This is a genomic window from Cyanobacterium stanieri LEGE 03274, assembly GCF_015207825.1.
Taxonomy (GTDB): domain Bacteria; phylum Cyanobacteriota; class Cyanobacteriia; order Cyanobacteriales; family Cyanobacteriaceae; genus Cyanobacterium; species Cyanobacterium stanieri_B.
This window is the reverse complement of sequence record NZ_JADEWC010000005.1, coordinates 116,355-140,921: the sequence shown is the minus strand read 5'-3', so window position 1 is coordinate 140,921 and position 24,567 is coordinate 116,355. Positions and strand designations below refer to the sequence as shown.

General features: G+C 38.1%; 23 protein-coding genes. 13 read left to right on the top strand and 10 right to left on the bottom strand.

The features are described from left to right. Positions 1-16: 16 nt before the first annotated feature. Both IQ215_RS04005 and IQ215_RS04000 read right to left on the bottom strand, forming a co-directional pair. Positions 17-1,123, bottom strand: coding sequence for an ISAs1 family transposase (locus IQ215_RS04005; RefSeq protein ID WP_206688501.1), 1,107 nt, complete (start codon positions 1,121-1,123; stop codon positions 17-19). Between the two features lie 54 nt (positions 1,124-1,177). Further along, on the bottom strand, positions 1,178-1,627 hold the full coding sequence (locus IQ215_RS04000) for a diacylglycerol kinase family protein (RefSeq protein ID WP_193800029.1): 450 nt from the start codon (positions 1,625-1,627) through the stop codon (positions 1,178-1,180). Between the two features lie 161 nt (positions 1,628-1,788). Between IQ215_RS04000 and IQ215_RS03995 the strand changes: the two genes are divergently transcribed. From IQ215_RS03995 to IQ215_RS03985, 3 genes are read left to right on the top strand one after another with little or no spacing between them, the layout of a single operon-like run. Then, positions 1,789-2,853, top strand: coding sequence for a WD40 repeat domain-containing protein (locus tag IQ215_RS03995; protein ID WP_193800028.1), 1,065 nt, complete (start codon positions 1,789-1,791; stop codon positions 2,851-2,853). Beyond that, complete coding sequence (locus IQ215_RS03990; RefSeq protein ID WP_193800027.1) at positions 2,853-3,137, top strand: DUF3288 family protein; 285 nt, start codon at positions 2,853-2,855, stop codon at positions 3,135-3,137. The genes IQ215_RS03995 and IQ215_RS03990 overlap by 1 nt, the downstream gene beginning before the upstream one ends. Continuing rightward, entirely contained in the window at positions 3,115-3,822 is a 708-nt protein-coding gene (locus tag IQ215_RS03985) for a YdcF family protein (RefSeq protein ID WP_193800026.1), read from the top strand. The genes IQ215_RS03990 and IQ215_RS03985 overlap by 23 nt, the downstream gene beginning before the upstream one ends. Before the next feature lie 186 nt (positions 3,823-4,008). Here IQ215_RS03985 and IQ215_RS03980 read toward each other — a convergent pair whose 3' ends face one another. Then, a complete protein-coding gene (locus IQ215_RS03980; RefSeq protein WP_193800025.1) occupies positions 4,009-5,343 on the bottom strand; it encodes a histidine phosphatase family protein in 1,335 nt (444 codons plus the stop codon). Between the two features lie 175 nt (positions 5,344-5,518). Here IQ215_RS03980 and IQ215_RS03975 point away from each other — a divergent pair, with 175 nt between their 5' ends. The 6 genes from IQ215_RS03975 (at position 5,519) to IQ215_RS03950 (ending at position 13,823) form a co-directional block, all read left to right on the top strand. After that, positions 5,519-6,073 (top strand): response regulator, encoded by a 555-nt coding sequence (locus IQ215_RS03975; protein WP_193800024.1) that lies wholly within the window; start codon positions 5,519-5,521, stop codon positions 6,071-6,073. A 255-nt stretch (positions 6,074-6,328) separates the two neighbouring features. Beyond that, positions 6,329-7,363, top strand: coding sequence for an AI-2E family transporter (locus IQ215_RS03970; RefSeq protein ID WP_193800023.1), 1,035 nt, complete (start codon positions 6,329-6,331; stop codon positions 7,361-7,363). A 263-nt stretch (positions 7,364-7,626) separates the two neighbouring features. After that, a complete protein-coding gene (locus tag IQ215_RS03965) occupies positions 7,627-8,559 on the top strand; it encodes a LysR family transcriptional regulator (protein ID WP_193800022.1) in 933 nt (310 codons plus the stop codon). A 314-nt stretch (positions 8,560-8,873) separates the two neighbouring features. Continuing rightward, positions 8,874-10,685 (top strand): NAD(P)H-quinone oxidoreductase subunit F, encoded by a 1,812-nt coding sequence (locus tag IQ215_RS03960; protein ID WP_193800040.1) that lies wholly within the window; start codon positions 8,874-8,876, stop codon positions 10,683-10,685. Positions 10,686-10,820: 135 nt separating this feature from the next. Continuing rightward, on the top strand, positions 10,821-12,254 hold the full coding sequence (locus tag IQ215_RS03955) for an NADH-quinone oxidoreductase subunit M (RefSeq protein ID WP_193800021.1): 1,434 nt from the start codon (positions 10,821-10,823) through the stop codon (positions 12,252-12,254). A gap of 276 nt (positions 12,255-12,530) precedes the next feature. After that, a complete protein-coding gene (locus IQ215_RS03950; protein ID WP_193800020.1) occupies positions 12,531-13,823 on the top strand; it encodes a CO2 hydration protein in 1,293 nt (430 codons plus the stop codon). Positions 13,824-14,145: 322 nt separating this feature from the next. On the opposite strand, the gene IQ215_RS03945 is transcribed toward IQ215_RS03950, so the two are convergent. Next, positions 14,146-15,057 (bottom strand): histone deacetylase family protein, encoded by a 912-nt coding sequence (locus IQ215_RS03945; protein WP_193800019.1) that lies wholly within the window; start codon positions 15,055-15,057, stop codon positions 14,146-14,148. Between the two features lie 60 nt (positions 15,058-15,117). Here IQ215_RS03945 and larB point away from each other — a divergent pair, with 60 nt between their 5' ends. Beyond that, the gene (larB, locus tag IQ215_RS03940) at positions 15,118-15,888 is read left to right on the top strand and encodes a nickel pincer cofactor biosynthesis protein LarB (protein WP_193800039.1); all 771 of its coding nucleotides are present in this window, start codon (positions 15,118-15,120) and stop codon (positions 15,886-15,888) included. Between the two features lie 47 nt (positions 15,889-15,935). On the opposite strand, the gene IQ215_RS03935 is transcribed toward larB, so the two are convergent. From IQ215_RS03935 to IQ215_RS03925, 3 genes are all read right to left on the bottom strand, one after another. Further along, complete coding sequence (locus IQ215_RS03935) at positions 15,936-16,226, bottom strand: hypothetical protein (RefSeq protein ID WP_193800018.1); 291 nt, start codon at positions 16,224-16,226, stop codon at positions 15,936-15,938. Between the two features lie 410 nt (positions 16,227-16,636). Then, positions 16,637-17,734, bottom strand: a complete 1,098-nt coding sequence (gene tgt, locus IQ215_RS03930; protein WP_193800017.1) for a tRNA guanosine(34) transglycosylase Tgt — start codon at positions 17,732-17,734, stop codon at positions 16,637-16,639. 101 nt (positions 17,735-17,835) lie between these two features. Next, on the bottom strand, positions 17,836-18,279 hold the full coding sequence (locus tag IQ215_RS03925) for a hypothetical protein (RefSeq protein ID WP_193800016.1): 444 nt from the start codon (positions 18,277-18,279) through the stop codon (positions 17,836-17,838). A 461-nt stretch (positions 18,280-18,740) separates the two neighbouring features. On the opposite strand from IQ215_RS03925, the gene cobS reads away from it, so the two are divergent. Further along, positions 18,741-19,499 (top strand): adenosylcobinamide-GDP ribazoletransferase, encoded by a 759-nt coding sequence (gene cobS / locus IQ215_RS03920; RefSeq protein WP_193800015.1) that lies wholly within the window; start codon positions 18,741-18,743, stop codon positions 19,497-19,499. Between the two features lies 1 nt (position 19,500). Here cobS and dusA read toward each other — a convergent pair whose 3' ends face one another. Continuing rightward, positions 19,501-20,490 carry a tRNA dihydrouridine(20/20a) synthase DusA gene (gene dusA / locus IQ215_RS03915; protein WP_193800014.1) on the bottom strand — a complete coding sequence of 330 codons (990 nt, stop codon included), beginning with the start codon at positions 20,488-20,490 and terminating at the stop codon, positions 19,501-19,503. A gap of 102 nt (positions 20,491-20,592) precedes the next feature. On the opposite strand from dusA, the gene ebsA reads away from it, so the two are divergent. After that, positions 20,593-20,973 carry a type IV pilus biogenesis protein EbsA gene (ebsA, locus tag IQ215_RS03910; protein WP_193800013.1) on the top strand — a complete coding sequence of 127 codons (381 nt, stop codon included), beginning with the start codon at positions 20,593-20,595 and terminating at the stop codon, positions 20,971-20,973. A gap of 188 nt (positions 20,974-21,161) precedes the next feature. Here ebsA and mreC read toward each other — a convergent pair whose 3' ends face one another. Then, positions 21,162-21,902: a rod shape-determining protein MreC gene (gene mreC / locus IQ215_RS03905; protein WP_193800012.1), complete on the bottom strand. Its 741-nt coding sequence runs from the start codon at positions 21,900-21,902 to the stop codon at positions 21,162-21,164. Positions 21,903-22,129: 227 nt separating this feature from the next. Beyond that, positions 22,130-23,170, bottom strand: coding sequence for a rod shape-determining protein (locus tag IQ215_RS03900; RefSeq protein ID WP_193800011.1), 1,041 nt, complete (start codon positions 23,168-23,170; stop codon positions 22,130-22,132). Positions 23,171-23,363: 193 nt separating this feature from the next. On the opposite strand from IQ215_RS03900, the gene cysK reads away from it, so the two are divergent. Further along, a complete protein-coding gene (gene cysK, locus IQ215_RS03895; RefSeq protein WP_193800010.1) occupies positions 23,364-24,299 on the top strand; it encodes a cysteine synthase A in 936 nt (311 codons plus the stop codon). Positions 24,300-24,567: the final 268 nt, after the last annotated feature.

The window sequence follows — 24,567 nt, the reverse complement described above, 5'->3', positions numbered from 1 at the left end:
CAGGGCAAACGCATACTTAAGCCGACAAAATCTTAAATAAGTAATCATTGTCCCATCCTGCCTTAAGTCGTTTTGCCTTTTTACCTCGAGAACAACTCTTTTCCTTATTCAACAAATTTAAAGCGATATGCCTAATGACTGCCATATTTTCACTACTATTGCCTTTTCTGATTCTACTTTCATCCTCCCTAAACCCCACATCTAAACACCAGTGTAATTTATTCTCTATTCCCCAATGACTTCTTATTCCTCGGGCGAACGTTTCTACTCCATGATCTAAACTCGTTAAGTAGTACCTTCTTTCCAATGTGGCTTTTTGCCCTAAAATTTTTCTTTCTGATTCCACTATTCCGATAGTTTTTAACCCCACCCATTTTTCACTATCGATGAAATCTGCCACCGAATTCATCAACCAGTAACGACGTTTTTCAATTCGACCATGATTCTTTTCTATGGTTTCATATTTTTCATTGATGATTTGTTGATAATTATTTTTCAATGCCCAATCAGATAATTGTTTTACATCCTCAAATAAATTACCTTGATTGCCTTTGAGGCTCAGAATATAGTCTCCCCCTTTCTCTATAATCCTTTTCCCTATGTCCTTTTGACACCCCATTGCATCAATGGTCACAATACAACCATTGAGTTCTAAAACCGCCAATAATTTAGGAATTGCCGTAATTTCATTGGATTTATCTTCCACTTTTAACTGTCCCAAAACCAAGTTATTATTGCTAGCCCAAGCACTTACCATGTGAATGGCACTTTGATTTTGACTCGAATCATAAGAGTGTCGTAATGTTTTACCATCGATGGCTATTATTTCTCCTTGTGTCACTTGAGCAATATGATTAATCCAATCCAAGAAAGCTGATTGTAATTGCTTTGGACATAGACGAGCAAATAATCGAGCGATAGTATCATGAGAAGGAATACCATTGGGCAGTTCAAGAAACGTTTCTAGCCAAGATTGTTTACTTTTACCATATTCTTCAATTTCTACCCAAGAGTCGGCACCACAAATGACCGCCAGAATTGTTAATGCTACAATATCAACTAATTTATGTTCAATTAAATAACTGGTTCGTGGATCTTCAATATTTTCAAAATGTTTCCACAAGTATGATTTCTGACCAGTCTGAGAATTCACGGTAATTAATTTCCTCAATGATATTTACCATACCACTTTCTCATAAATCTTTAGTATGCGTTTGCCCTGAAACACCGAGGCAATGGCACTAACTAACACTGCACCGGCGGCACAGTCTTTAGCAATTTTTGCCCCTTGATGATATTGTGTACCCACCGTTAAATCTACCACCGCTTCGATGGCAGTATTTAATAGTTCTAAAATCATCACTAAGGCACAAGTAAGGGCAAGGATGGCCATTTTTACCATGGTGACGTGAACTATTAATCCTGATGATAAGGCTAAAAGGGCGATCGCCGTGTGAATACGGAAGTTACGTTGGGTTTTGAAAGTATAAATTACCCCAGCCCAGGCAAAGCGAAAACTAGAAAAAACATTGGGGGCTACTTTCCAAGCCTGAGAAATTCGGGAACTAGGTTTATTTACCGACTCAGTATGGGTAAAAACCGTGGATTTATCAATGAGATTAGTCATGTTGTTTGGATTCTCCATTCGGAGTTTGAGACTATATATTACTACCTAAGTATAAACGTAACCAACTATCTGTCAATCACAATCATCATATCTAATCCAAAGGACAATTGTTAGGTAAAATGAAATTTCAATGCAACCATTATCAATTACTGGGAAATGCCATGAAGTTTACCAAATTATCCCTATTTTTGCTCCTTATTTTCTCATGGAACATTCTTTTAATCCCAAAAAATCAAGCCCAATCAGAGCCAAACCAAGACAACACGGAAACATATTATTATCGTAACCCTGATATTAATGATATTAGGAACAGTTGGCGAGATTTAAGTTTATTACGCAGTTTAAACCATCACACATCCCCCGTCTATGGATTGGCATTTGCTCCCCATGGCAAAAACCTTGTCAGTGTGGGTAGTTACAACGATCCTCGTATGAGATTTTGGAATGTACAAACAGGAGAACAATTTCAGCATCAGAGGGCCCATGGTTCAGCCATTAGTAACCTCTTATATAGCCCCGACGGCAAAACCATCGTTACCACGGGTAAAGCCTCCGATATACGCATTTGGGATGGGGAAACAGGGGAACATGAAACCAGTTTATTGAGCCATGCTAATAATGTAATGGCGATCGCCATTAGCCCCGACAGTAAAACCCTTGTGAGTGGAGCATTAGACGGCATTAGGGTTTGGAATTTAGAATTTAGAAGACTATCATATATATTAAATAGTGTGGGTAACCCCACCTATAGCCTTGCCATTCACCCAGAAGGAAGAATCCTCGCCAGTGGTAATGGTTCAGGAAAAGTCACCCTTTGGGATTTAACCACCGCCCGAAAAATTAGGGAATTTAACCCCCACCGTAGCCAGATAACAGGATTAATTTTTACCCCCGACGGCAAAAGCCTGATTACCAGTAGCCAAGAAAGAAGCGTTAAAGTTTGGGATTTAAATACTCGTCAACAGACTGCCGAATTTGGGTTACATGGCGATCGCATCCGCACCATAGCCCTATCCCCCGATGGTTCAACCCTCGCCAGTGGAGGTAATGACGGCATCAGAATTTGGGATTTTTATTCCACCACAGAACTAGCTTTTATTCCCTATAATCGAGATTGGGTACAAACCTTAATTTTTAGCCCCGACAGTCGTATCCTGGCAACAGGTTCATTCAATACTAGAATTGACCTTTGGCAAAGAGGTAGAGCTTTATTAACGGAAAATTGATGATTCAAGATCAACAACATCCCCAAGCCCACATTGACAGAGTAATTATCCAAAAAATTTTTGTAGAAGGCAAAACCGATTATCACATGGCAGAAGTGGCACGATTAAGAATTCGTTATCACAACTTTCCAGGGGCAAGGGATATTCAACGGGATTTAGATGTCATCCTACAACAATGGGACATAACCGAAGAACAACTATTCTCCCACGTACGAACATTACACGCCCAAGGGAAAATATACGGCAAAAAACAAACAGGAAATGAGCAAGAGGATTGGAGTTAAAAAAAATAATTCTTCATTAAAGCGATGGTTAAAAATAGTTTCATTCCTTTTCGTAGGAATCCTTACTATTATCAGCCTTCGTGGCATGTACCATATCTTTAATGCCCTAAACAACCTCAATCATCCCATAGACGCTTATTTAGTCTTAGGAGGAAGTATTACTAGGGAAATATATATTGCTCAAATCGCCACCATTAACCCTCATATCCCCATTATTATTTCCAAAGGCTCAGATGATCCCTGTATCTTTTTTATTTTTCAAAGGGAAGGGGCAACACTTGATAATACTTGGTTAGAAACTTGTGCCGACTCCACCTTTGGAAACTTTTTTTTCTCCATTCCCATCCTCAAAAGCTGGGGCGTAAAAAAAGTAGAAATGATAACTTCTGATACCCATCTTCCCCGTGCAGGAATTATGGCAAAAATTAGTTTAATGGCTCAAGGAATTGCCGTAGATGTCAATGGTATTCCTGAAGTGGATGGGATTCCTGGTAACCATGAAAATGATTTAAAAACGACATTGGATATAACCCGTAGTTTTTTATGGGCATGGGTTGGACAACTAATTAATCCCCCCTGTAACAAAGTAATCAAACTTTCGGAAGTTAATCTCAATGCTTGGCAAAAAAAAGGGTTTAGTTGTGAAAGTCGGGGAAAGATAATCGGCGTTGGTGAATTAAGATAACCTCAGTTCGCGATTTGTCAGTATGGTAGGGGACGTACCATGGTACGTCCGTACACGTTGCAGGAGATGAGGAGTGGAGGGGATGGGGAGTAAGGGTAAAATAGTTCAATTATTCATTGTCAATTGTCAATTGTCAATTATTCACGCCTTTACAAGACTATAAATTTTATCCTGAACTCAGGTTAATTAAAGCGCCCCTGCGGCGGTTTGATCAAACACACCACCCAAATGATTAGTTAAATTAATTGCCTGTAAAACGGGCATACCATCAACCCCTTGAGGATAATCCACCACCGTCACAGCGCCATTACCCTGCTTAATGTTCCAAAAATTACTCGCCTGTAACCCCAACAGATGACAAATAATCACCTTATTGATAGCATCATGGGCTACCACAATACCCGTCTTACTATGATTAGTATCCAAATTTTCCTTAACCACTTCCTGCCAAGCATCAATAGCCCTATCCCATACCTGCTGTAAATTTTCTCCCTCGGGCATCTGCACCGTTTCAGGTTTATCCTTCCACTGTTGCAATAAACCGGGGTAATCTGCCTCAATTTCAGCTTCTAACTTACCTTCCCACAAACCATGGGAAATTTCTTCTAAATCTTTTTTCGTAGTTAAATTAACCTCAGGATGATGTTGTAAAATAATTTCTGCCGTCTCCTTCGGGCGAGAAAGGGGGCTAGTTACCCCAAAATCAATAGATACATCCTTCAAAAATTCCCCCGCCTTCCTAGCTTGATTTCTGCCGTTATCATTAAGGGCAATATCCTTCACCCCCTGAAAACGAGACATTCGATTCCATTCTGTTTCCCCATGGCGTACTAATAATAATCTTAATACCGCCCCTTCGTGGGGACGAAAATCGGGGATAGGAATGCCTAGATGGGCGGTTTGATTTAAGGATTCTAATTGAACAGCATCTCCAAAATTACCTGTAAAATTAAGAACATTAATACAACAATTAGACTGTTGAATACTATGGTAATGACTGGGAGGAATACCCAAAGCAGTCATAATTAAACAACGATTAATGCCATTGTGGGCAGCAATAAAAATAGTTTCTCCCTGATGTTTAGGGATAATCACTCGCCAAAACTCTTGTGCTTGGGCATATAAATCTAACACGGGATAAAATTCTTTTCCATCTACTGCCATTTTCAACTCATGGGGCTTTTCTTTCCATGTTTTATATTCCTCAGGAAATTGTTGTTTAACATCTTCCTTTTTCCATTTTTCCCATAGGGGTAAGTTAATTTCCCTTAGTTTTTCTAATACTGTCAAACTAGGATTATGCTCATTTGCTTGTCTGATAATATCTGCGGTTTCCCTTGCCCTTTGGAGGGGGCTACTATAAAAACCGGCAAAGTTTACTTTACTGAGGGTTTGGGCTAGTAAATCTGCTTGTTGTCGCCCTTTCTCGGTGATAACGGATTCATCACAGCGCCCTTGAATCATTCTTTGTGCATTGTAGCTACTTTGCCCATGACGAACGATAATTACACGAGTAGTCATTACTATATGATTTTTAATATTTAGTAGGTTGGTGGTTAGTCAGTGGCTATTATATAGCAAGGGCAACCACCCTCAAAGTTAAATAGTCAATGATTTAATTGTGTTTTGTCGCTCTGGTTTTTGATAAACTTAATAAAGTTTGAACGTAGCTATCAAAAAAAGGAGTTCAATTATTGTGTCAAATCGTACAATTGTGGTGATTGATGACAGTATGGTTATTAGACGTACTGTAAAGGATATGTTACCCCCTGGTAAGTTTGAGGTGGTGGAGGCAAAGGATGGGTTACAGGGTATGGAGTTGTTAAAAACTGCTAATCCGCAAATAATTATGTTAGATTTTTTCTTACCTAAAATGAGCGGTTGGGATGTGTATCAGGAAATCCAAAAAAGTCCCGAACTTCGCTCTATTCCTCTGTTGTTAATGTCTGGGAGAAAAGATGAAGTAACTGATAAAATTCCCGAACCTTTTGAATATTTTGCTTTTTTAGAAAAACCTTTTGACCAAAAACAGTTGGTGCAAGGGATTCGGGATGCCATGGAGCGCTCTAAAAAATTGGCTCAGGTGTTGCAACAGTCTGCCCCTCAACAATCGGCGGTTGCTACGCCTTCTGGTGATAGTGCTGAGGTGGCTAAGTTAAATGCTAGAATTGCCCATTTAGAAGGAGAAGTAGATAAGTTGAAGAAACAAATGAATCAGTTAGTGGCGTTTATTAAGAAAAAATTAAACTAATTTGATGTGGTTTGATCGTGTTATGTTTGACTAGGTTTATTATTACTTTGCCCCAATTATGACGTTTAATAACTCCTTTTTTTTTATTTTGAAAGTATTTATAATTTCTGGGATTATCTCATTTTTTATTAAATACATTTTGAGTAATTTTAATCTTATTAGTCAAACATATTTAGCTTTACCCATTGTTTTTACTCCTACTATTATAGTTTTTGTGGTTTTGGGTTATCGAACTATTAATAAAGGTTGATTGCCATGAATTTTGCAAAGTGGGTAAGTTTTTCCCTAGTCATTATTTTAATTTATATTATTTGGCAGGTAAAACAATTACTTTTGTTGGCTTTAACGGCGGTGGTTATTGCCATTAGTCTTAATATTTTGGTGGTACAAATTAGGCGTTTTGGAGTTAAGAGAAAATATGCTGTGGGGGTAGCTATTTTTTCCCTTTTGGCAGTAATTTTTTTGTTTGGTAGTTTGGTTGTTCCTTCTTTGGTAACACAGTTTGAGGAATTGTCTAAGTTAGTTCCGAAGGGAATTGATAAGTTAATTTTAGAGTTAAACAATTTAAGGGATAGTCTTTCTTTAGATGTTGTTAATGCTTTACCTAATTTAGACCAAATTTTGGCTCAATTAAGACCTATTTTAAATGAGTTAGTTAGTAGAGGATTTACAATTGTTTCAGGATTTTTAGGTTTATTATTAAGTAGTTTATTACTCTTAGCTTTGAGTTTAATGATATTAGTAGATCCTTTGCCTTATCGTAGTGGATTTATTCGTTTATTTCCTCAATTTTATCGTTCTCGTATGGATAAGATTTTGGTCTATTGTGAAAGGGATTTACAGGAGTGGTTAACGGATACTTTAATTAGGATTTTTAGTGCTATTATTTTAAGTTCTTTTGTTTTATTTATTTTTGGTATTCCCCTAGTTTCTGTACAAAGTTTATTGGCTGGTTTTCTTGTTCTAATTCCTTACATTGGCCCTAGTATTAGTGTTATATCTCCCGTGGCGATCGCCTTTATCACATCATCATGGAAACCGTGGTTTATTTTATTATTTTATATAATAATATATCAGGTTATCGAATATGCTATCTTACCAAAAATAAGAAAAAATAGAGTGATATTATCCCCTGCAAATATCATTATTGGAGAAGTTTTTTTCGGTAGTTTATTAGGAGTATTAGGTTTATTTTTAGCATTACCTCTCACTATTATTTCTCAAATTATTGTCAAAGAAATTTTAGTAAAAGATATTTTAGATAAAATCCATTCAAAAACAGAAAATTAGTTGATAATTAACCAGAAACAATTAAAGTTTAATCAAAAATTAGGATAGTGAGGGCAGGGGGGTAGAGTAATGAATTACACGGCCGGGCCAGGATACAACCTACTTATAACAAATTATCCTAAGTTGATACAAATAAAAGGGATATTATTTTTTTAAATTAATAGTATCATGAACAAAAATCTATCAGAAACCAATAACCATTGACAAAAATCTATCGTAACTATTATCATTGACTTATACTATCGAAGGCTTGGAGGGTTATTTTGATTCATGCCACCTTACACCAGTTAGAAGTCTTTGAAACCGTTGCTCGTTTACAAAGTTTCACTAAGGCAGCGGAAGAATTGTCAATTAAACAACCAACCGTATCTAGTCAGATAAAACAGCTAACTCAAACGGTAGGATTACCATTGTTTGAGCAAATAGGCAAACAACTTTATCTTACTAATGCGGGGGAAGAATTATTGAATACTTGCCATGATATTTTTGCAAGACTAAATAATTTTGAAATGACAGTGGCAGACTTAAAAGGTGTAAAAGAAGGAAAATTATGTTTAACAGTCGTAACCACGGGAAAATATTTTATTCCTCGTTTATTGGGCTCTTTTTGCCAACTTTATCCCCATATAGATGTGTCTTTACAAGTGACAAATCATCAACAAATTCATGAGAGAATGTTGGAAAATAAAGATGATTTATATATCCTCAGTAAACCTCCTGAAGATGTAGATTTAGAAAGACATATTTTCTTGGATAATCCTTTAGTGGTGGTAGCACCAAGAAATCATATTTTAAGTAATAAAAAAAATATTTCTCTTAAGGAATTAGAATCTTTTCCTTTTATTTTAAGGGAGGTGGGTTCTAATACAAGGAATGTAATTCAACAAATTTTTGACGATCATAAATTAAATATTCGAGTACGTTTAGAGTTAGGTAGTAATGAAGCTATTAAACAAGCTATCATAGGCGGTTTGGGGCTTTCTGTACTTTCTAAGCATACTTTAACATCTAGTTGTTATGATGAATTATCTATTTTAGATGTCAAAAATTTTCCAGTCCAAGAAAGTTGGTATGTTACCTATTTATCTGGGAAAAAGTTATCGGTAGTAGCAAGAACTTTCTTAGAATATTTACTTAAAGAAAGTATCAACTATACTGCAGATAAGCAATTAACTTTAGCCCATAATCATGGTTAATTATTTTTCTCATGAAATAATTAGGGCTTTGTTGAGGAGGAGAAAAGGAGGAAGTTATAAATAGTATTTTATAACCATTAAGGTTTAAGTAGTTTAGTTTTTAAAATACAGAAACCAAATACCTAAATTCTCTACTCCGAATGCTAACCATAATTTTAAATTGATTTAGATTTATTTAATTATATTATTTTTGCTTCATTTATGAGATATTAAAAGGCAGTAAGCAAAATTATATCTGTTTTGTGATGGGTGATATTAAAACCCTTACGAAAAAAAATCTTTGAGTATTTTTTTAAAACTGTATAACTATTAAAATCATGGACTTTTTCAAGGAGACTATTTGGTTTATCCCTTGCTATACCCTCATAGGAGGAATTGTAGCGTTATTGTGGTCACCTGGTATTATTCGACAAACTGGCTCACGCCCTGCGGGGTATGTTAATTTGTTGATGACATCTTTTGCTTTTTTGCATAGCGTGATTGCGTTGTATGAAATCTGGGATATTCCTCCTCAAGATATTCGTTTTACTTGGTTACAGGCGGCAGATTTAACTATTTCTTTTGATATACGGGTATCTGCGGTTAGTGTGGGCGCTTTGGTGTTGATTACGGGGTTAAATGTTTTATCGCAGCTATATGCGGTGGGATATTTAGAGATGGATTGGAGTTGGGCTAGATTTTTCGCCTTGATGGGATTTTTTGAGGCGGGAATGGGGGGCTTGGCTTTATGTAATTCTCTATTTTTTAGTTATGTATATCTGGAAATCCTTACCCTTGGTACTTATTTATTGGTAGGTTTTTGGTTTGCCCAACCTTTGGTAGTGTCTGGGGCGAGGGATGCTTTTTGGACAAAAAGGGTAGGAGATATTCTACTATTAATGAGTGTGATTGCTTTGTATCCTTTCTCAAAAACTTGGAATTACACTGATTTGGGTATCTGGGCGCAAACGGCTAATGTTAACCCTACTTTTATCACTATACTATGTTTTGGTTTGATTGCAGGTCCTTTGGCAAAGTGTGCGCAGATTCCCTTACAGTTATGGCTTGATGAGGCGATGGAGGGGCCTTTACCTGCTTCCATTTTACGTAATTCTATCGTGGTAGCCACAGGCGCTTATGTGTTGATTCAATTACAGCCCGTGTTGGCGTTGTCTCCTATGGCTTCGGAGGCGGTTTTATTTATTGGAAGTTTAACGGCGGTATTAGCTAGTTTAATTGCGATCGCACAGGTTGACCTAAAAAGAATCTTATCTTATACTGTAAGTGCTTATATGGGCTTAGTGTTTATTGCGGTAGGTACTAACCATCCTCAAACTGCTTTACTGTTGATTGTGGTATATGCGATCGCCATGGCACTGTTATATACAAGTATGGGGGCGATTATCCTCAATAGTATCACCCAAGATGTTACCCAATTGGGTGGTTTATGGTCTTCCCGTCCTTTTTGTGGTATTGGTTTATTAGTGGGTATGGTTGCGTTAACTTCTATGCCACCCTTTGGCGGATTTTGGATATTAAGTCGTTTAGGAATGGAAGTAAGTACGCCTTTGATGGTAATCGTGGCGCTGGTGAATTGTTTAACGGCTTTTAGTCTTACGAGGGTTTTTTGCCTTGTATTTTTGGGTGCCAGAAAACAAATGTCTATGCGTAGCCCGGAAGTATTGTGGGCGATGATAATTCCCATGATGATTTTAATGGGTTATGCTTTACATTTACCGTTAATTTTTGATCAGTTTAATCTAATAGGATTAAATTTGAATGAAGGAATAGTTTTAACTATTTTGACTATCATAGGTATTGTGTCTTCTGCTATTATCTATGGTAAAAAATCTTCAGATTCTGTTGTTAAATCAATCCCTGAGTCTATTCAAAAGTTATTTGCCAATGATTTATATATTCAAGACATCTATAAAGTAACAATTATTGCCCTTGTAAACTTTACAGCAAAGGTGGCTAATTGGTGTGATAAATATATTGTAGATGGGGCTGTTAACTTAGTAGGATTTACTACCCTTTTAGGAGGACAAAGTTTGAAATATAGTACCTCTGGACAGTCTCAGTTATATATTTTTTCTATCCTTTTAGGATTAGTATTTGTTGCCCTTATCTTTGGTTTATCAATGTAGGATGAGGAAACGGGGAACAGGGAACAGGGAATAGTTTTCGATGCTTAATGATTATCTGTAAATTCTTTTTTGCCCTAATTATCCATTATCCATTATCCATTATCCATTATCCATTATCTATTATCCATTAATAAAATGCTTGACTTATTAGTATTAACACCCATAATAGGGGCGATCGCCCTTGGAATTTCAGCAAACATATTCAAGGGAAAACAAAGTAAAAAGATCGCCCTAATTTCTGCCCTTATTACCTTAGCAATTAGCCTTTATATTGGTTATAACTTTGACTATTCCACCAGTCAATTACAATATGAACATACCTATCAATGGTTGCCCTTTATTGGCTTAAACTATGTAAGTGCGATCGATGGTTTATCATTACCCCTAGTAATATTAAACTGTCTTTTAATCACCCTCGCCATCTATAACAGTGAATCAGGCACAAAACCCCTTACCAAACCCACCTTATATTACATCCTGATTTTACTCCTCGCCTCCTGCGTCAATGGTGCATTAATCGCCCAAAACCTACTCCTATTTTTCATCTTCTACGAAGTAAAATTAGTACCCATTTATCTATTAATATCCATCTGGGGAGACAAAAAAGGAAGCTACGCAGGAACAAAATATTTACTTTATACCGCCTTTTCAGGTATCTTCGTATTAACAGGATTCCTCGCCCTAGTATTCCTTAGCGACATCAACAGTTTCGACTACAACAACATCCAAACCAATCTTCTCCCCTTCGCCAAACAAATCATTATCCTCGTCGCCATTGTTATCGGCTTCGCCATCAAAATTCCCATTATTCCCCTTCATACATGGCTACCCGATGCCTACACCGAGTCATCAACCCCAGTATCCATGCTATTAGGGGGCATCGTTTCCAAACTAGGCACTTACGGCTTAATTCGTTTCGGCTTAAGACTTTTTCCCGATGCCTGGGTAAATATTACCCCCTACATTGCCATCCTTGCCGTCATTAGTGCCATTTACGCTTCTCTTATTGCCATCTCCCAAACCGACATCAAGAAGATGATAGCCTATGCTTCCATTGCCCATATCAACTTTGTCGTTTTAGCCATAGCCGCCGCTACCGACTTATCCATCGTGGGGGCAATTACTCAAATGTTTGCCCATGGTTTAATCGTCGCCCTCCTATTCCATCTTGCAGGAATCCTCGAAGACAAAACCAATACCCGTGATATAAAACAACTCCATGGTTTAATGAATCCCTATCGAGGTTTACCTTTTGTGGGCGGTTTGATGATTACCGCCGTTATGGCAAGTGCAGGAATCCCCGGAATGGTGGGCTTTGTGGGCGAATTTCTTACCTTCCAAGGTAGTTTTGCCGTATTTCCCATTTATACTCTTATCTGTCTTATTGCCACGGGTTTAACCGCTGTTTACTTTGTCATTCTGTTAAACCAAGTATTTTTTGGGCGTATGGAAAATAGCACAGGTTATTTACCCAAGGTAAGGTTTAGCGAAAGAATTCCCGCCCTAGTTTTAACCGTCTTGATTGTCTTTTTCGGTATCAATCCCACTTGGTTAACCATGCTGAGATAATGGACAATTGACAATTATTAAGTTGTACAATCTTCCTGTTGTACTCATAGTGTAATCATATTTATTGTAGTCAAAAAAAGGTTATTTTTTCCGTATAAAAATACTGAAAATTCCTAATACTTCTGCGATTTGTTTAGCACACCTTAATTAAAGGTAAAAAGTCCCCCAAAATTGGGGGATTTAGGAGGCAAAATCATATAAAACAATTGCCCATTGCCTATTCTCCATTGCCCACCTTAACCAAAACATTATAAAAAAATAACCAGAAAAATAACCATGAATACTATTAACCAAACTAAATTACCACCATCCAATCATCCCTTTGCTGAAATTGTCCATCGCTTAGAGGCAGGGCAATCCATGTTACCCGATACCCCAGAAAACCTCAAACAAATTATCGGTATTTATAAAGCCTATGCCATTCCCATGGACTTTTATTGGCGTGATTTATTATATATTGCCGAGAAAGTTTTTCTTAATCCTTTTCCCTTTTTTAAATACTTTATATCTAAAGAATATTTAGATTTACCTAACCATTATGCGGGGGAAAATGCAGACTTACCAGTATGGCGAGGAAAGGCATCAGCGCACCCAGAGTTACTAGAATTTATGAATAAGGGTAAGACTACCAAAATGCCAAAGTTATTCCATCATTTATTGCACGATCGCATTAATATGGAATTTGCAGAAGCCTGTATGAGAGCGATGTTTTGGCATGGAAAAGATATGAATATGGGGGGGTTTGATGCTTATTTAGACACAGAAGAATATCGCAATAATGCGGATATAGCTATTAAGGCATATTTTAAATCTAACCCTGTTATGTTAGGTATATATAAGCTATTTCCTGATATGTTTTTGGAACAAGTAAAACAACTATCTTATTATTCCAATTTAGGCTTATTTTGGGAGGTAATGTGTCCTGTATTCTTGGAAATGTCTGATTTATATGATGAAGGAAAAATGACCACTGTAAAAGAAGCCATGGACTTTTTGGTTAATGGTATTTTTGCCGTGGCAAGTCGCCCTATTTATCACCATGCCTATATCGGTGGCAAGTGTTACGAAATCATTCCCAAAAGTAAAGGTTTTAACTGGTTGAATGATGCGGCTTTGCCCTATGTGGAGTCAGTGTTTTATCGTACTTCTCCTTTCCGTGGTACAAAATCCTATAATGCCCAAGCCCGTCAAGTACCACAGGATCAAAAAGACTTTCATTATGGTATCTTATATGCGGATGTGTTTCCCGTAGGGGGCGCTGGTATTCCTCCCACCCTATTGATGGATGATATGTTACATTTCTTGCCCCCTTATCTGGTGGATTATTACCGTCAACATTGCCGAGGAGAGGAAGATATGTTGATTCAATTGGGGGTAACTTTCCAGCGCTCGATGTACAATGTAACTTCTGCGGTAATTCAAGCCTTACGCACGGCTACTTGTCATCCTTTAGATGATGAAAACCCAGAGCATTTATTAAAAAATCGTCAATTTTATGAGCAACAACTAGACAGATTTTTGCGCCCTGAAGCCCGTTTGAGGGATATTCAAAGCCCAGATTATCGTTAATATTTTAATTTGAGTTAGGGATAAAATTTTCTGGAGTCAGCAGGGAATGGGCAATGATGGTAATATTTTTAATAATCAATGGTTTTAGTGGTCAAAATATATCTCATACCAAATCCTATTTAGGAAATATATCATCACTCCCCTTGCAATGAATTACAAGGCTAAGAGTTTATCGTTCAATAAATTGAACTAAGGTTAACGGTGTTGCTGATTTTAGGTATGATTTCTGGTTGAGGAAGGGAACGGTTATAGTATTTAGAAGTCTTATTTTTTAGTGTAATTCAACTATATTTCATATTATAATTAAGCAATGCCAGGTTAACTAAAGTAATTTTTGACACTCTTGGGCGGCACGATGTAAGAGAGAATGACGATAAACTAATTCATGAATATCCTTGCTGTAACCTCCCCCAATGACACAGGCGACGGGATAACCTTGGGCTAGACAGGTGCTTAAAACTTGCATTTCTCGTCTATATATTCCTGTGTCGGTAAGGCATAGTTTCCCGAGGCGATCGCCCCTATGGGTATCTACACCGCCATCATAGAGAACTAAATCAGGTTTAATTTCTTGGAGGAGGGAAGATAAATAGGAGGCAAGAATTTGTAAATAACCATCATCATCTAAACCCACTGGGAGGGGAATATCTAAATCGCTGGTTTGCTTTCGATAGGGAAAATTAGCATCACAGTGCATGGAAAAGGTAAACACCCTCGATTCATCATAGAAGGTGTAGGCGGTGCCGTCTCCCTGATGTACATCTAAATCAACAATTAAGATTCTTTCGACTAATTTATTTTCTAATAGGTAACGAGAGGCGATGGCCAAATCATTAAAAATACAAAATCCTGAGCCATAGTCAGGAAAGGCATGGTGAGTGCCTCCGGCGGTATTACAACATAAACCATGTTTGAGGGCTAATTGGGCGGTTAAAATCGTTCCTGCTACCGCTGTGCAGGTTCTTTTTACTAACCCTTCGCTCCAGGGTAAACCGATGCGCCGTAAGGCTTTAGGATCTAATGTACCATTACAATATTTTGCCACATAGTCGGGGTGGTGGACTAATTGTAAAATTTCTGGGGTGGCAATGGTGGGGGCATGGGTGAGGGTTGGGGTGGTGATACCATCTTTGAGCAGCAATTCATAGAGTAATTTAAATTTGGGCATGGGAAAGCGATGCTCTTGGGGAATGGGGGTAACATAATGGGGGTGATAGACGACGGGTAAATTCATCTAATAATTGATAATTGATAGTGGATAATGGGAGTAGTTAAATTTTTAAGAATGGCTATAATGAGCGATCGCACTTCCTTGGAACAATTATTACAGGCTATAGCCCAAGGGGAAGTATCTCCCCAAGCAGGATTGGAAAAGTTACAGTATCTAAGTTTTCAACCCTTAGAAGATTTTGCCAAAATTGATCACCAGCGTCAATGGCGTACGGGTTTCCCGGAGGTTATTTGGAGTCAGGGTAAAACCCCTAGTCAAATTATTAAAATTATGAACGCCATGCGATCGCACGGTAGCCCATTGATTATGACAACCCGACTAGAACCAGAAATCGCCGATCTCATTGCCTTAGAAGTCCCTAATCTACGATACTATCCCATGGCAAAAATAGGGGCGATCGGGCAACTAGAACAAAAATACCAAGGTAAAATATCCATCCTCACCGCCGGTACAGCAGATTTATCCGTAGCCCAAGAAGCCGCCATCACCGCCGAATTATGTGGCTTTGAGGTAGAAAGACTTTGGGATGTGGGAGTTGCGGGAATCCACCGACTATTGAGCAATCGTCATATTATCGATAACGCCGACGTGCTGATTGTAGTGGCAGGAATGGAAGGCGCATTGCCTAGCGTGGTGGCAGGGATGGCCAATGGCCCTGTTATTGCCGTACCCACTAGCATTGGTTATGGTACAAGTTTTGGAGGAGTAGCCCCCCTACTAACCATGTTAAACTCCTGCGCCACAGGAATAGGAGTAGTTAACATCGATAATGGCTTTGGGGCCGCCATGTTAGCAGGGCAAATCTTACGTTTAGCGAATCGACTCAAAAGTTAAAAAAGAAGCTAAAAATCACTTTCTTCCCTATCAATTTTAACCATTGATTAATCATCCAAAACCTTTTCTACCCTTTCTAACTGCCACAAAATTTGATTGCCCTCGCGCCTAACCCGAGAAACAATCCAGTTACGCCATGCCCACTCCTCTCCCCTACTGGTAACGGCACTGGCGTTGATGTCCATTAAATCAGCTAACTCTGAGCTAGTGATCAAATAACCGTTACTGGAAATTTGTTCAGCAATGTGTAAAGTGTCAATGGTATTTTTTAGCTGTTTTACCCTTTCATCACGACTTAGGGATTGTTCTTCTAAGGCATTATTATAAGATTCATTCATAATTTTATAATAGTAAAAATTGCTACAGTTTGCTGATTTGTTTATAGAACGTTAAAGCCATGATAAAACATTCTCTTTAATTTGGAACAATTTTATTCTTGGATTTTATCTATATTCGTCCATTTATATCTTGGTTAATCTTGATCTTTACCTATTTCTTCATTAATTTAAACTATTTTATCCATTAATTAATTATAATTATATCTAATCAAAAAATTATCGATTCTTTCAGTACAAAGTAATAATTTAACCTCTATTTGGCATTTGTCACGATGGGTGATGAGGAGTATGGGAGTGAAGGTGATGGGGAGTGGGGGAGATGGGAAGTATGGATAATAATAGTTTGATTATTTATTGTCCATTGTTAATTGTTTACACCTCAACAATAACCCTTATCTATCAAACCCCGTTTACAGCCAGTGACCAAAATCATCAAGGAAAGTATCATTAATGATAGAATTTCGGATTTTGTTGGTAAAGTTAATCATTTCATGGATATTGTGTAGAGAAATGAGGATATAACCGAGCATTTCATGGGCGCGTAAAAGATGGTTAAGATATGCCCTGCTAAAATTTTGACAAGTATAACAACTACATTCCCCATCTAAGGGGGTAAAATCTTCTTTGAATCGGGCGTTTTTAATATTCCAGCGCTCCCCTTGTACCAAAGCCGCCCCATGTCTGCCAACCCTAGTGGGAATCACACAATCAAATAAATCAATCCCAGAGGCGATCGCAATTACCATTTCCTTATAAGTACCCACCCCCATCAGATAGCGGGGTTTATGGGCAGGTAATAGGGGCGTAGTTTGACGGACAATTTCATGGATAAGCTCAGGTTTTTCCCCCACACTCACTCCCCCAATGGCGTAACCAGGTAAATCCAACTGAGTCAAATCATGGGCCGCTTGGTTACGTAAATCTTGAAAAATTCCCCCTTGTACAATGCCAAAAAGAGCTTGGCTATGGGGCTTCTGGTGCGCATCCATACAACGCTTTAACCAACGGTAAGTCCTATCGGTGGCGGTGATTACCTCCTCCCTAGTGGCGGTGGCGGGGGGGCATTCATCAAAGGCCATTATCACATCTGCCCCGAGGGCATTTTGAATCTGAATAGAATGTTCGGGAGTCATATTAATAATTTTCCCATCCTTGGGGGAGCGAAATTTAACCCCCTCTTCACTAATCTTGCGCATCTGGGCAAGACTAAATACTTGAAAACCTCCTGAGTCGGTGAGGATGGGTTGTTCCCAATTCATAAAACCATGTAATCCCCCTGCTTTACTAACAATGTCTTCACCCGGGCGAATATGCAGATGATAAGTATTACCCAAAATCATTTGGGCATGGGCATCCTTTAGTTGGGCGGGGGTAATACCTTTTACTGTACCCACCGTACCCACGGGCATAAATTTGGGGGTTTCAACGATGCCATGGGGGGTGTGGAATATCCCAGCACGGGCTTTGGTATGAGAGCAAGAGGCGACGGAGGTATAAGAAAAGTTCACTATGTGTTTGGGGATGGTAATAGATTATTTCTATTTTATTGTCAATTGTCCACGGTTTATTGTCAATTATCTCCCTGTGCTACTTTTCTGGTACATTTTGCTTAAAAGTCTTCGTCTAGTTGTACGTCTAATTTAGCGGCTAAAACTTCGTTTAACATGGCTTCTAAATTTTCAAAGCTCAAGTCTTTTGTCATGGGAGAATCTTGATTACTGACAACTAGGGGAATGAGGGTAAGGGTGCGGTTGTCTTGGATAAGGTTAAAATGAGTTTCTTGGGGTGATACTTGATTGATTTGTAGGTAGTCGAAACTTTGAATATTGATGTAGAGACTGCTATTAACTACCATGGTAGCTTGGGTGGCATCGTTAAATACTTCTAGTATCCATCCTTTTCCTTGGTTTTGTATTTTGCCATCTAGGGTATGGATGTAGCGAACTTGGGTTAAATCATTGATTAATCTTTTGATGTCTTCTTTATTAACGAGAATGCCAGATTCAATGATACATGGCGCTGGTAATGAACAATAATTCTGATGATTTTTCATAATTGTTAACCCTTTTTTTCGCTCTTACTATGTTGTTTGGTAGTCAATTAATCTATGTCTTAACACATAAATAAAAACTCTGACTTAATTTTGTTTTTTCTTCCTTAAGTTGACACAATTTTTTTTCTTTTTGCCATTGTGTTACGGTGATGATGAGTTGACCATGGATACTTGATTTTATAACAGGGTTATCTGTTATTACGGTTGGTATTTTCTTTGGTCATGATATTTTTTCTATATTGGTTCAAACAGATTAGTTAATAGTCTGTTTATTTTTATGGTTTACCAATTAGCTTGATTTTTCATCTTCAACCGTCTTAAGATTTTTTTTTATGATCTTACTTAAGATCAGATGTTTTTATTTTTAACGGTATGCTACGACACAATCTTAACTTAAAATTTGATTTTTGTTCAGTTATTTTGAAGATTTTTTTCGGTTTTCTTAAAATTATTAACGCTTAATGAAAATAATTCTTAATTCTTGTCTAAGTGCGATCGCCTTTTACACTATTATCCCGATGCCAAGGGGTTTAATTTTAAATTTTCAGAAAATACCGTTATGGTTAGGTTGGATTGGTTTATTAATTGGTGGTTGTCTGATAGTAGTGGATGTTTGTTTATCTAGTTTATCGATGCCCCTGTTGACTAAAGCAGGATTTTTGGTAGGAATTTGGGTATATATTACGGGGGGCTTACATCTTGATGGGGTAATGGATACGGCCGATGGTTTGGCTACCCAAAACCCTGATAAGCGTTTAGAGGTGATGGCGGATAGTGTGACGGGGGCTTATGGGGTAATGGCTAGTTTTTTTGTGCTTGGTTTGAAGGTGTTTGCTTTGGTTGAAATAACTTCTATGGCTTATTTAGCAATACTTTTAGCTACTTCTTGGGGTCGTTGGGCGCAGTTAAGTGCGATCGCCCTTTACCCTTACTTAAAAGAAAACGGAAAAGGAAAATTTCTCAAACAATCTTTATACCTTCCCCAAGATTGGTTAGTGGGTAGTTTATTCATAATTGCCCTTATATTGCTACAATCCATCATCTATCATCAACCATGGCAAACAATCGTATTCCTAAACCTGTTATGTTTAACCATTGCCTTAGCCGTGGGAGGTTGGTTTAACTGGCAACTGAAAGGGCATACGGGAGACACCTATGGCGCCACGGTGGAATGGACAGAGGTTATCATATTAACTTGCTTAACCATTTTTTTTGCCTAACCTATGAATTAACTAATTCTCTTAAGGATAATGCTTCCCTAATCAACTGAGAATTGGCATCGGGGTTATAACCATTTTCCGTTAGGTGACGTTTCCATATTTTTGTTCCTGGTTGCCCTGCAAAAATTTGCAACAAGTGGCGCATGATAGTATTTAATTTTACATGACGATCGCCCCAAAAATCCACATAATCTAATACACTGTAAACAATTTCCTCTCTGCTTCTAATGGGGGTATCATCCCCATAAATTTCTTGGTCAATCCTCGCCAAAAGATAGGGATTATCACAGGCAACCCGCCCTATCATCACCCCATCAACCATGGGTAATTGAGCCTTAATTTGTTCTAGGGTAGTAATACCGCCGTTAATTTCGATGGTGAGGTGAGGAAATTCCCTCTTAAGACGATATACATCCTCATAACGCAAAGGGGGAATATTTCTATTTTCCTTAGGGCTTAACCCCTGTAACCACGCCTTACGCGCATGGACAACAAATTTTTGACATCCTGCCTGGGCAACCACTTTAACAAAATTTGCCATATGTTCATAACTATCTTGCTCATCAATACCGATGCGATGTTTCACGGTGACAGGAATATTTACCGCTTTTTGCATTGCCTCAATACATTCTGCTACCTTTTGCGGTTGTGCCATTAAACAAGCCCCAAAATTACCGTTTTGTACCCTCGCACTGGGGCAACCCACATTTAAGTTAACTTCGTCATAGCCCCAATCTTCGACAATTTTGGCACATTCTGCCAGTTGACTTGGATTATCTCCCCCTAGTTGTAGGGCGACGGGTTTTTCTTCGGGGGAAAAGTCTAATAGTTTAGGGCGATCGCCATGTATAATAGCTTGAGTATTAATCATTTCTGTATAAAGTAGGCTTTTTTTGGTCATTTGGCGCATAATATAGCGAAAATGGCGATCGCTATAATCCATCATAGGTGCAATACTGACAAGGTAACGAGGCAGGGAAGAAATGACCATAATTTAATGAAAACCTAAAATAATAAGCTAGTTTGACACAGGGAAAGGGGTACAATTAATGATTGATAATTCCCATGATCATATTGTTACTAAAGAAATTGTATGGCTACCATTGAAAAGTTACAACCTGCCACCAAAGCCGATACTTTAATGTATCAACCCTATTATCCGAAAGAACAACATGAGATTTTACCTTACGCCTTGGGGTTATATCAACAGGGATATTTGGAGGGAGAAAGAGTTATTGATGGTGGAGATAGTATTCCTTTTGTAGCCATTTGGTATGTTTCCCGTTTACCTTCGGAGTTAACCCGATGTCGTTTACAATTTGATGGTAGCGCCGATTTAAGTTATGAAATTAATTTACCTAATTCTGAATTTGTTCAGTTTTTGATTCTTTTAATTAAGGATTTTAAGTCATCTCGTAAAACAGATTTTTCCCAAAGGTTTTACCGTAAATTATTACGTCTTGATGAAGATTAATCTCAAGTTCGGATAATTTATTATAAATTAGATGGTATCTTCGCCCACCCTGTAATTACACGGCTAATGGTAGTTCATCCAATAAAGTGAACTAAGATATATTTTGATTCAGAGATTTAGAGTTATACCCATTGCTTATGGCCCAAGTAAACTATTATCACCCTAACTCCCTAGTCACCCCTACTCCCCTAATTCGTCATCACCATTACCCAGTTTAAAAAATCTATGGGGGCGGTAAACTCAACTTGTGCTTCGGGGGCTGGGCTACGGTTAAGATTTATGGATACCACCTTCCCGATGGGAATATCTGGGGGGAAAAGGGTACTTAAATTAGAGGTGGTGATAAAGTCTCCTTCTTGGACATCAGTCACTTTGTCGTAAAATTCCATGATGCCAATTTGGGTAGATTGCCCTTTGATAAACCCTTGATAACCTGTACGGTTGAGAGTTGCCCCCACACGGCTATTATAATCGCTGATTAGTAATACTCGGCTGGTGTTTGGGGTAACTTGGGTTATTCTTCCCACCAACCCACCAATGGCAATGACAGGATTGTTTTCTGTTATTCCTTGATTTGCCCCTGCGTCAATGGTGACTATTTGCCACCAAGAGTCTGGGCTTCTGCCAATTATTCTGGCGGTTACGGTGTTGCCCGGATTTTGGTTTTGGTAATCGAGGATTTCTCTTAATTGCTGATTTTGAATTTCTAGTTGATTGATTTGGTTTTCTAATTGTTGAATGGTGCGATCGCCATATAACTTTTCTTGTTCTACACTGATGTCATAACGAAAAATAGAAGATGCCCTATACAACATCTCATTTATTAACGCCCCTTGGGTTTTATAGATGATAAATGCGATCGCCAAAGCACCCAGTCCCCAAATAAATTGACTTCCTTTTTTTGACCACCAACGCCGAATTGTTCTCACAGTATAATTAAATTAATAATAATAAGAAAAACTAAACTATCTATTTTAAAAAAGCTAATTCATAACTGATTATATATGCTTTTATATATAGTTTTTTCTTGGTTTTAAACTAAAAATATAAATAAAAATACACAATCAAAAACTATTAAACTACATTTTTTTAAACCATTAATTAAATGAAAAATAAAACCATCAAATAATCCCAATAATTGCTTAAAATAAACAAATTAAGACTTTTTACGACTAGCCCTAGCTAATCTTTCATAATCTTCCAAAACCTTACCAGTACCATAAACAACACACTGTAAAGGATTAGGAGCAATATGGGTAACAATACCCGTTTCATTAGTAATTAAACTATCAATACCACGCAACAAAGCGCCACCCCCTGCGAGCATGATTCCTCGATCAATAATATCTCCAGCCAACTCAGGAGGAGTCCTTTCCAAAGTCTTCTTAATAGCCTCAACAATAACTCCCACAGGCTCAGAAATACAACCCCTGATTTCCTCAGAAGTAATGGTAACAGTTTTCGGTAAACCACTGACCATATATAAACCTCTAATTTCCATCTCCTGTTGATCATGATCCCCAGGGTAGGCTGAACCTAATTCTATCTTAATTTGTTCTGCGGTGCGCTCGCCAATAATCAAGTTATAAACCTTCTTTAGATGACGGGCTATCGAATCGCTAATTTCATCCCCAGCAACCCGCACAGAATCACTATAAACAATGCCCTGATAGCTCAATACTGCCACTTCTGTCGTACCGCCACCAATATCTACAATCATACTTCCCACCGCCTCCTCTACGGGCAAACCAGCCCCAATGGCCGCTGCGATAGGCTCATCAATAAATTCTATATTCTCAATGCCCCCAGAGCCAGAACTTTCCATGGCCTCCTCTACCGCTTTTCTTTCCACAGAAGTAATACCACTGGGTACACCTATAATAATGCGAGAACGGCTCAAAGAATTATTACCCTTAACCTTTCTAATAAATTCCCTCAGCATCATTTCTGTAACTTTAACATCAGTAATAACCCCATCCTTGAGGGGGCGAATAGTTTTAATAGATGCGGGGGTACGCCCTAACATATTCCTTGCACTCTCCCCCACAGCAACGGTGATTTGTTTTTCTATATCCACCGCAATCACCGAAGGCTCATTTAAGACAATATCTTTACCAGGCACATAAATAAGAGTATTGGCTGTGCCTAAGTCAATGCCCATATCTTGAGATTCAGAAAAGCGATCAAAAAACCCCATTTTATTATTAGCTCCCAAATTTTATAATGATCAAGAGAATATCTTAGTCTAAATTTTAACTTTTTGTTGAATTCTCCGTTAAGTTACGTAATTTTAGGGAGATATTTTAAAAGAAATTATATCTAGTTATCTTTTTCTTTGGTTGTGGTTATGATCAATAATATATAGGATACGTAACCAATAATAAAATAGAATGAAAATTGCTGATAATATAACCGAATTAATTGGTAAAACCCCCCTAGTGAGATTAAATCGTATTCCCCAAACCGAAGGCTGTGGGGCAGAAATTTTAGTAAAACTAGAGGGCATGAATCCATCGGCTTCGGTAAAGGATAGGATTGGGGTAAATATGATTGATGCAGCCCAAAAAGCTGGGGTTATTACCCCCCATAAAACCGTTTTGGTTGAACCGACTTCTGGTAATACAGGTATCGCTTTAGCTATGGCGGCCGCCGCCAAAGGTTATCAGTTAATTTTAACCATGCCCGAAACCATGAGCGAGGAAAGAAGGGCAATGTTAAGGGCTTTTGGGGCAAAATTAGAGTTAACCCCCGGTAGTTTGGGGATGCGTGGCTGTATTGAAAGGGCGCAAGAAATTGTAGAAACCATGCCCCATGCTTATATGTTGCAGCAGTTTAACAACCCTGCTAATCCTGAAATTCATCGTCTTTCTACTGCCGTGGAGATTTGGGAGGATACCGATGGGCAGGTAGATTTTTTAGTAGCTGGGGTTGGTACTGGGGGTACTATTACGGGTATTAGTGAGGTTATTAAGAGTAAGAAGCCTGAGTTTAAAACTATTGCGGTTGAGCCTGTTAATAGTGCTGTAATATCAGGTAATAAGCCTGGTTCACATAAAATACAGGGTATTGGGGCTGGTTTTATTCCTGAGGTTTTAAGGGTTGATTTAATTGATGAGGTGATTACAGTTTCTGATGATGAGGCGATTAGTTATGGAAGAAGGTTGGCACGGGAAGAAGGTATTTTATCGGGAATTTCTACGGGGGCGGCTTTGGCGGCTGCCATAAAGTTGGCTCAAAGACCTGAGAATGACGGTAAAATGATTGTGATGATTCAACCGAGTTTTGGTGAGCGTTATCTTAGCACTCCTTTGTTTCAAGATTTTTAATATTAGCTTCGGGTTATCTGTTATAAAAGGATAATGTTTCAATTTTTGTCCCGCTGTGCCACGGGTTGCAAGGTTTTGTCTTTGGATAAGTCGAACTAGGATTTATCTATGGATGCAAGAAAATATAATGATGCAATACTCAAGGGTAGTGCTTTTGAATAAAAGATATAGTCAAATTTATTTTTGATAGTTTTCTATGGATGGCATTGCTGATTTTGAGTATGAAACATTATTAAAGTACACAAAAAACTGAGACTTCTAAATATTA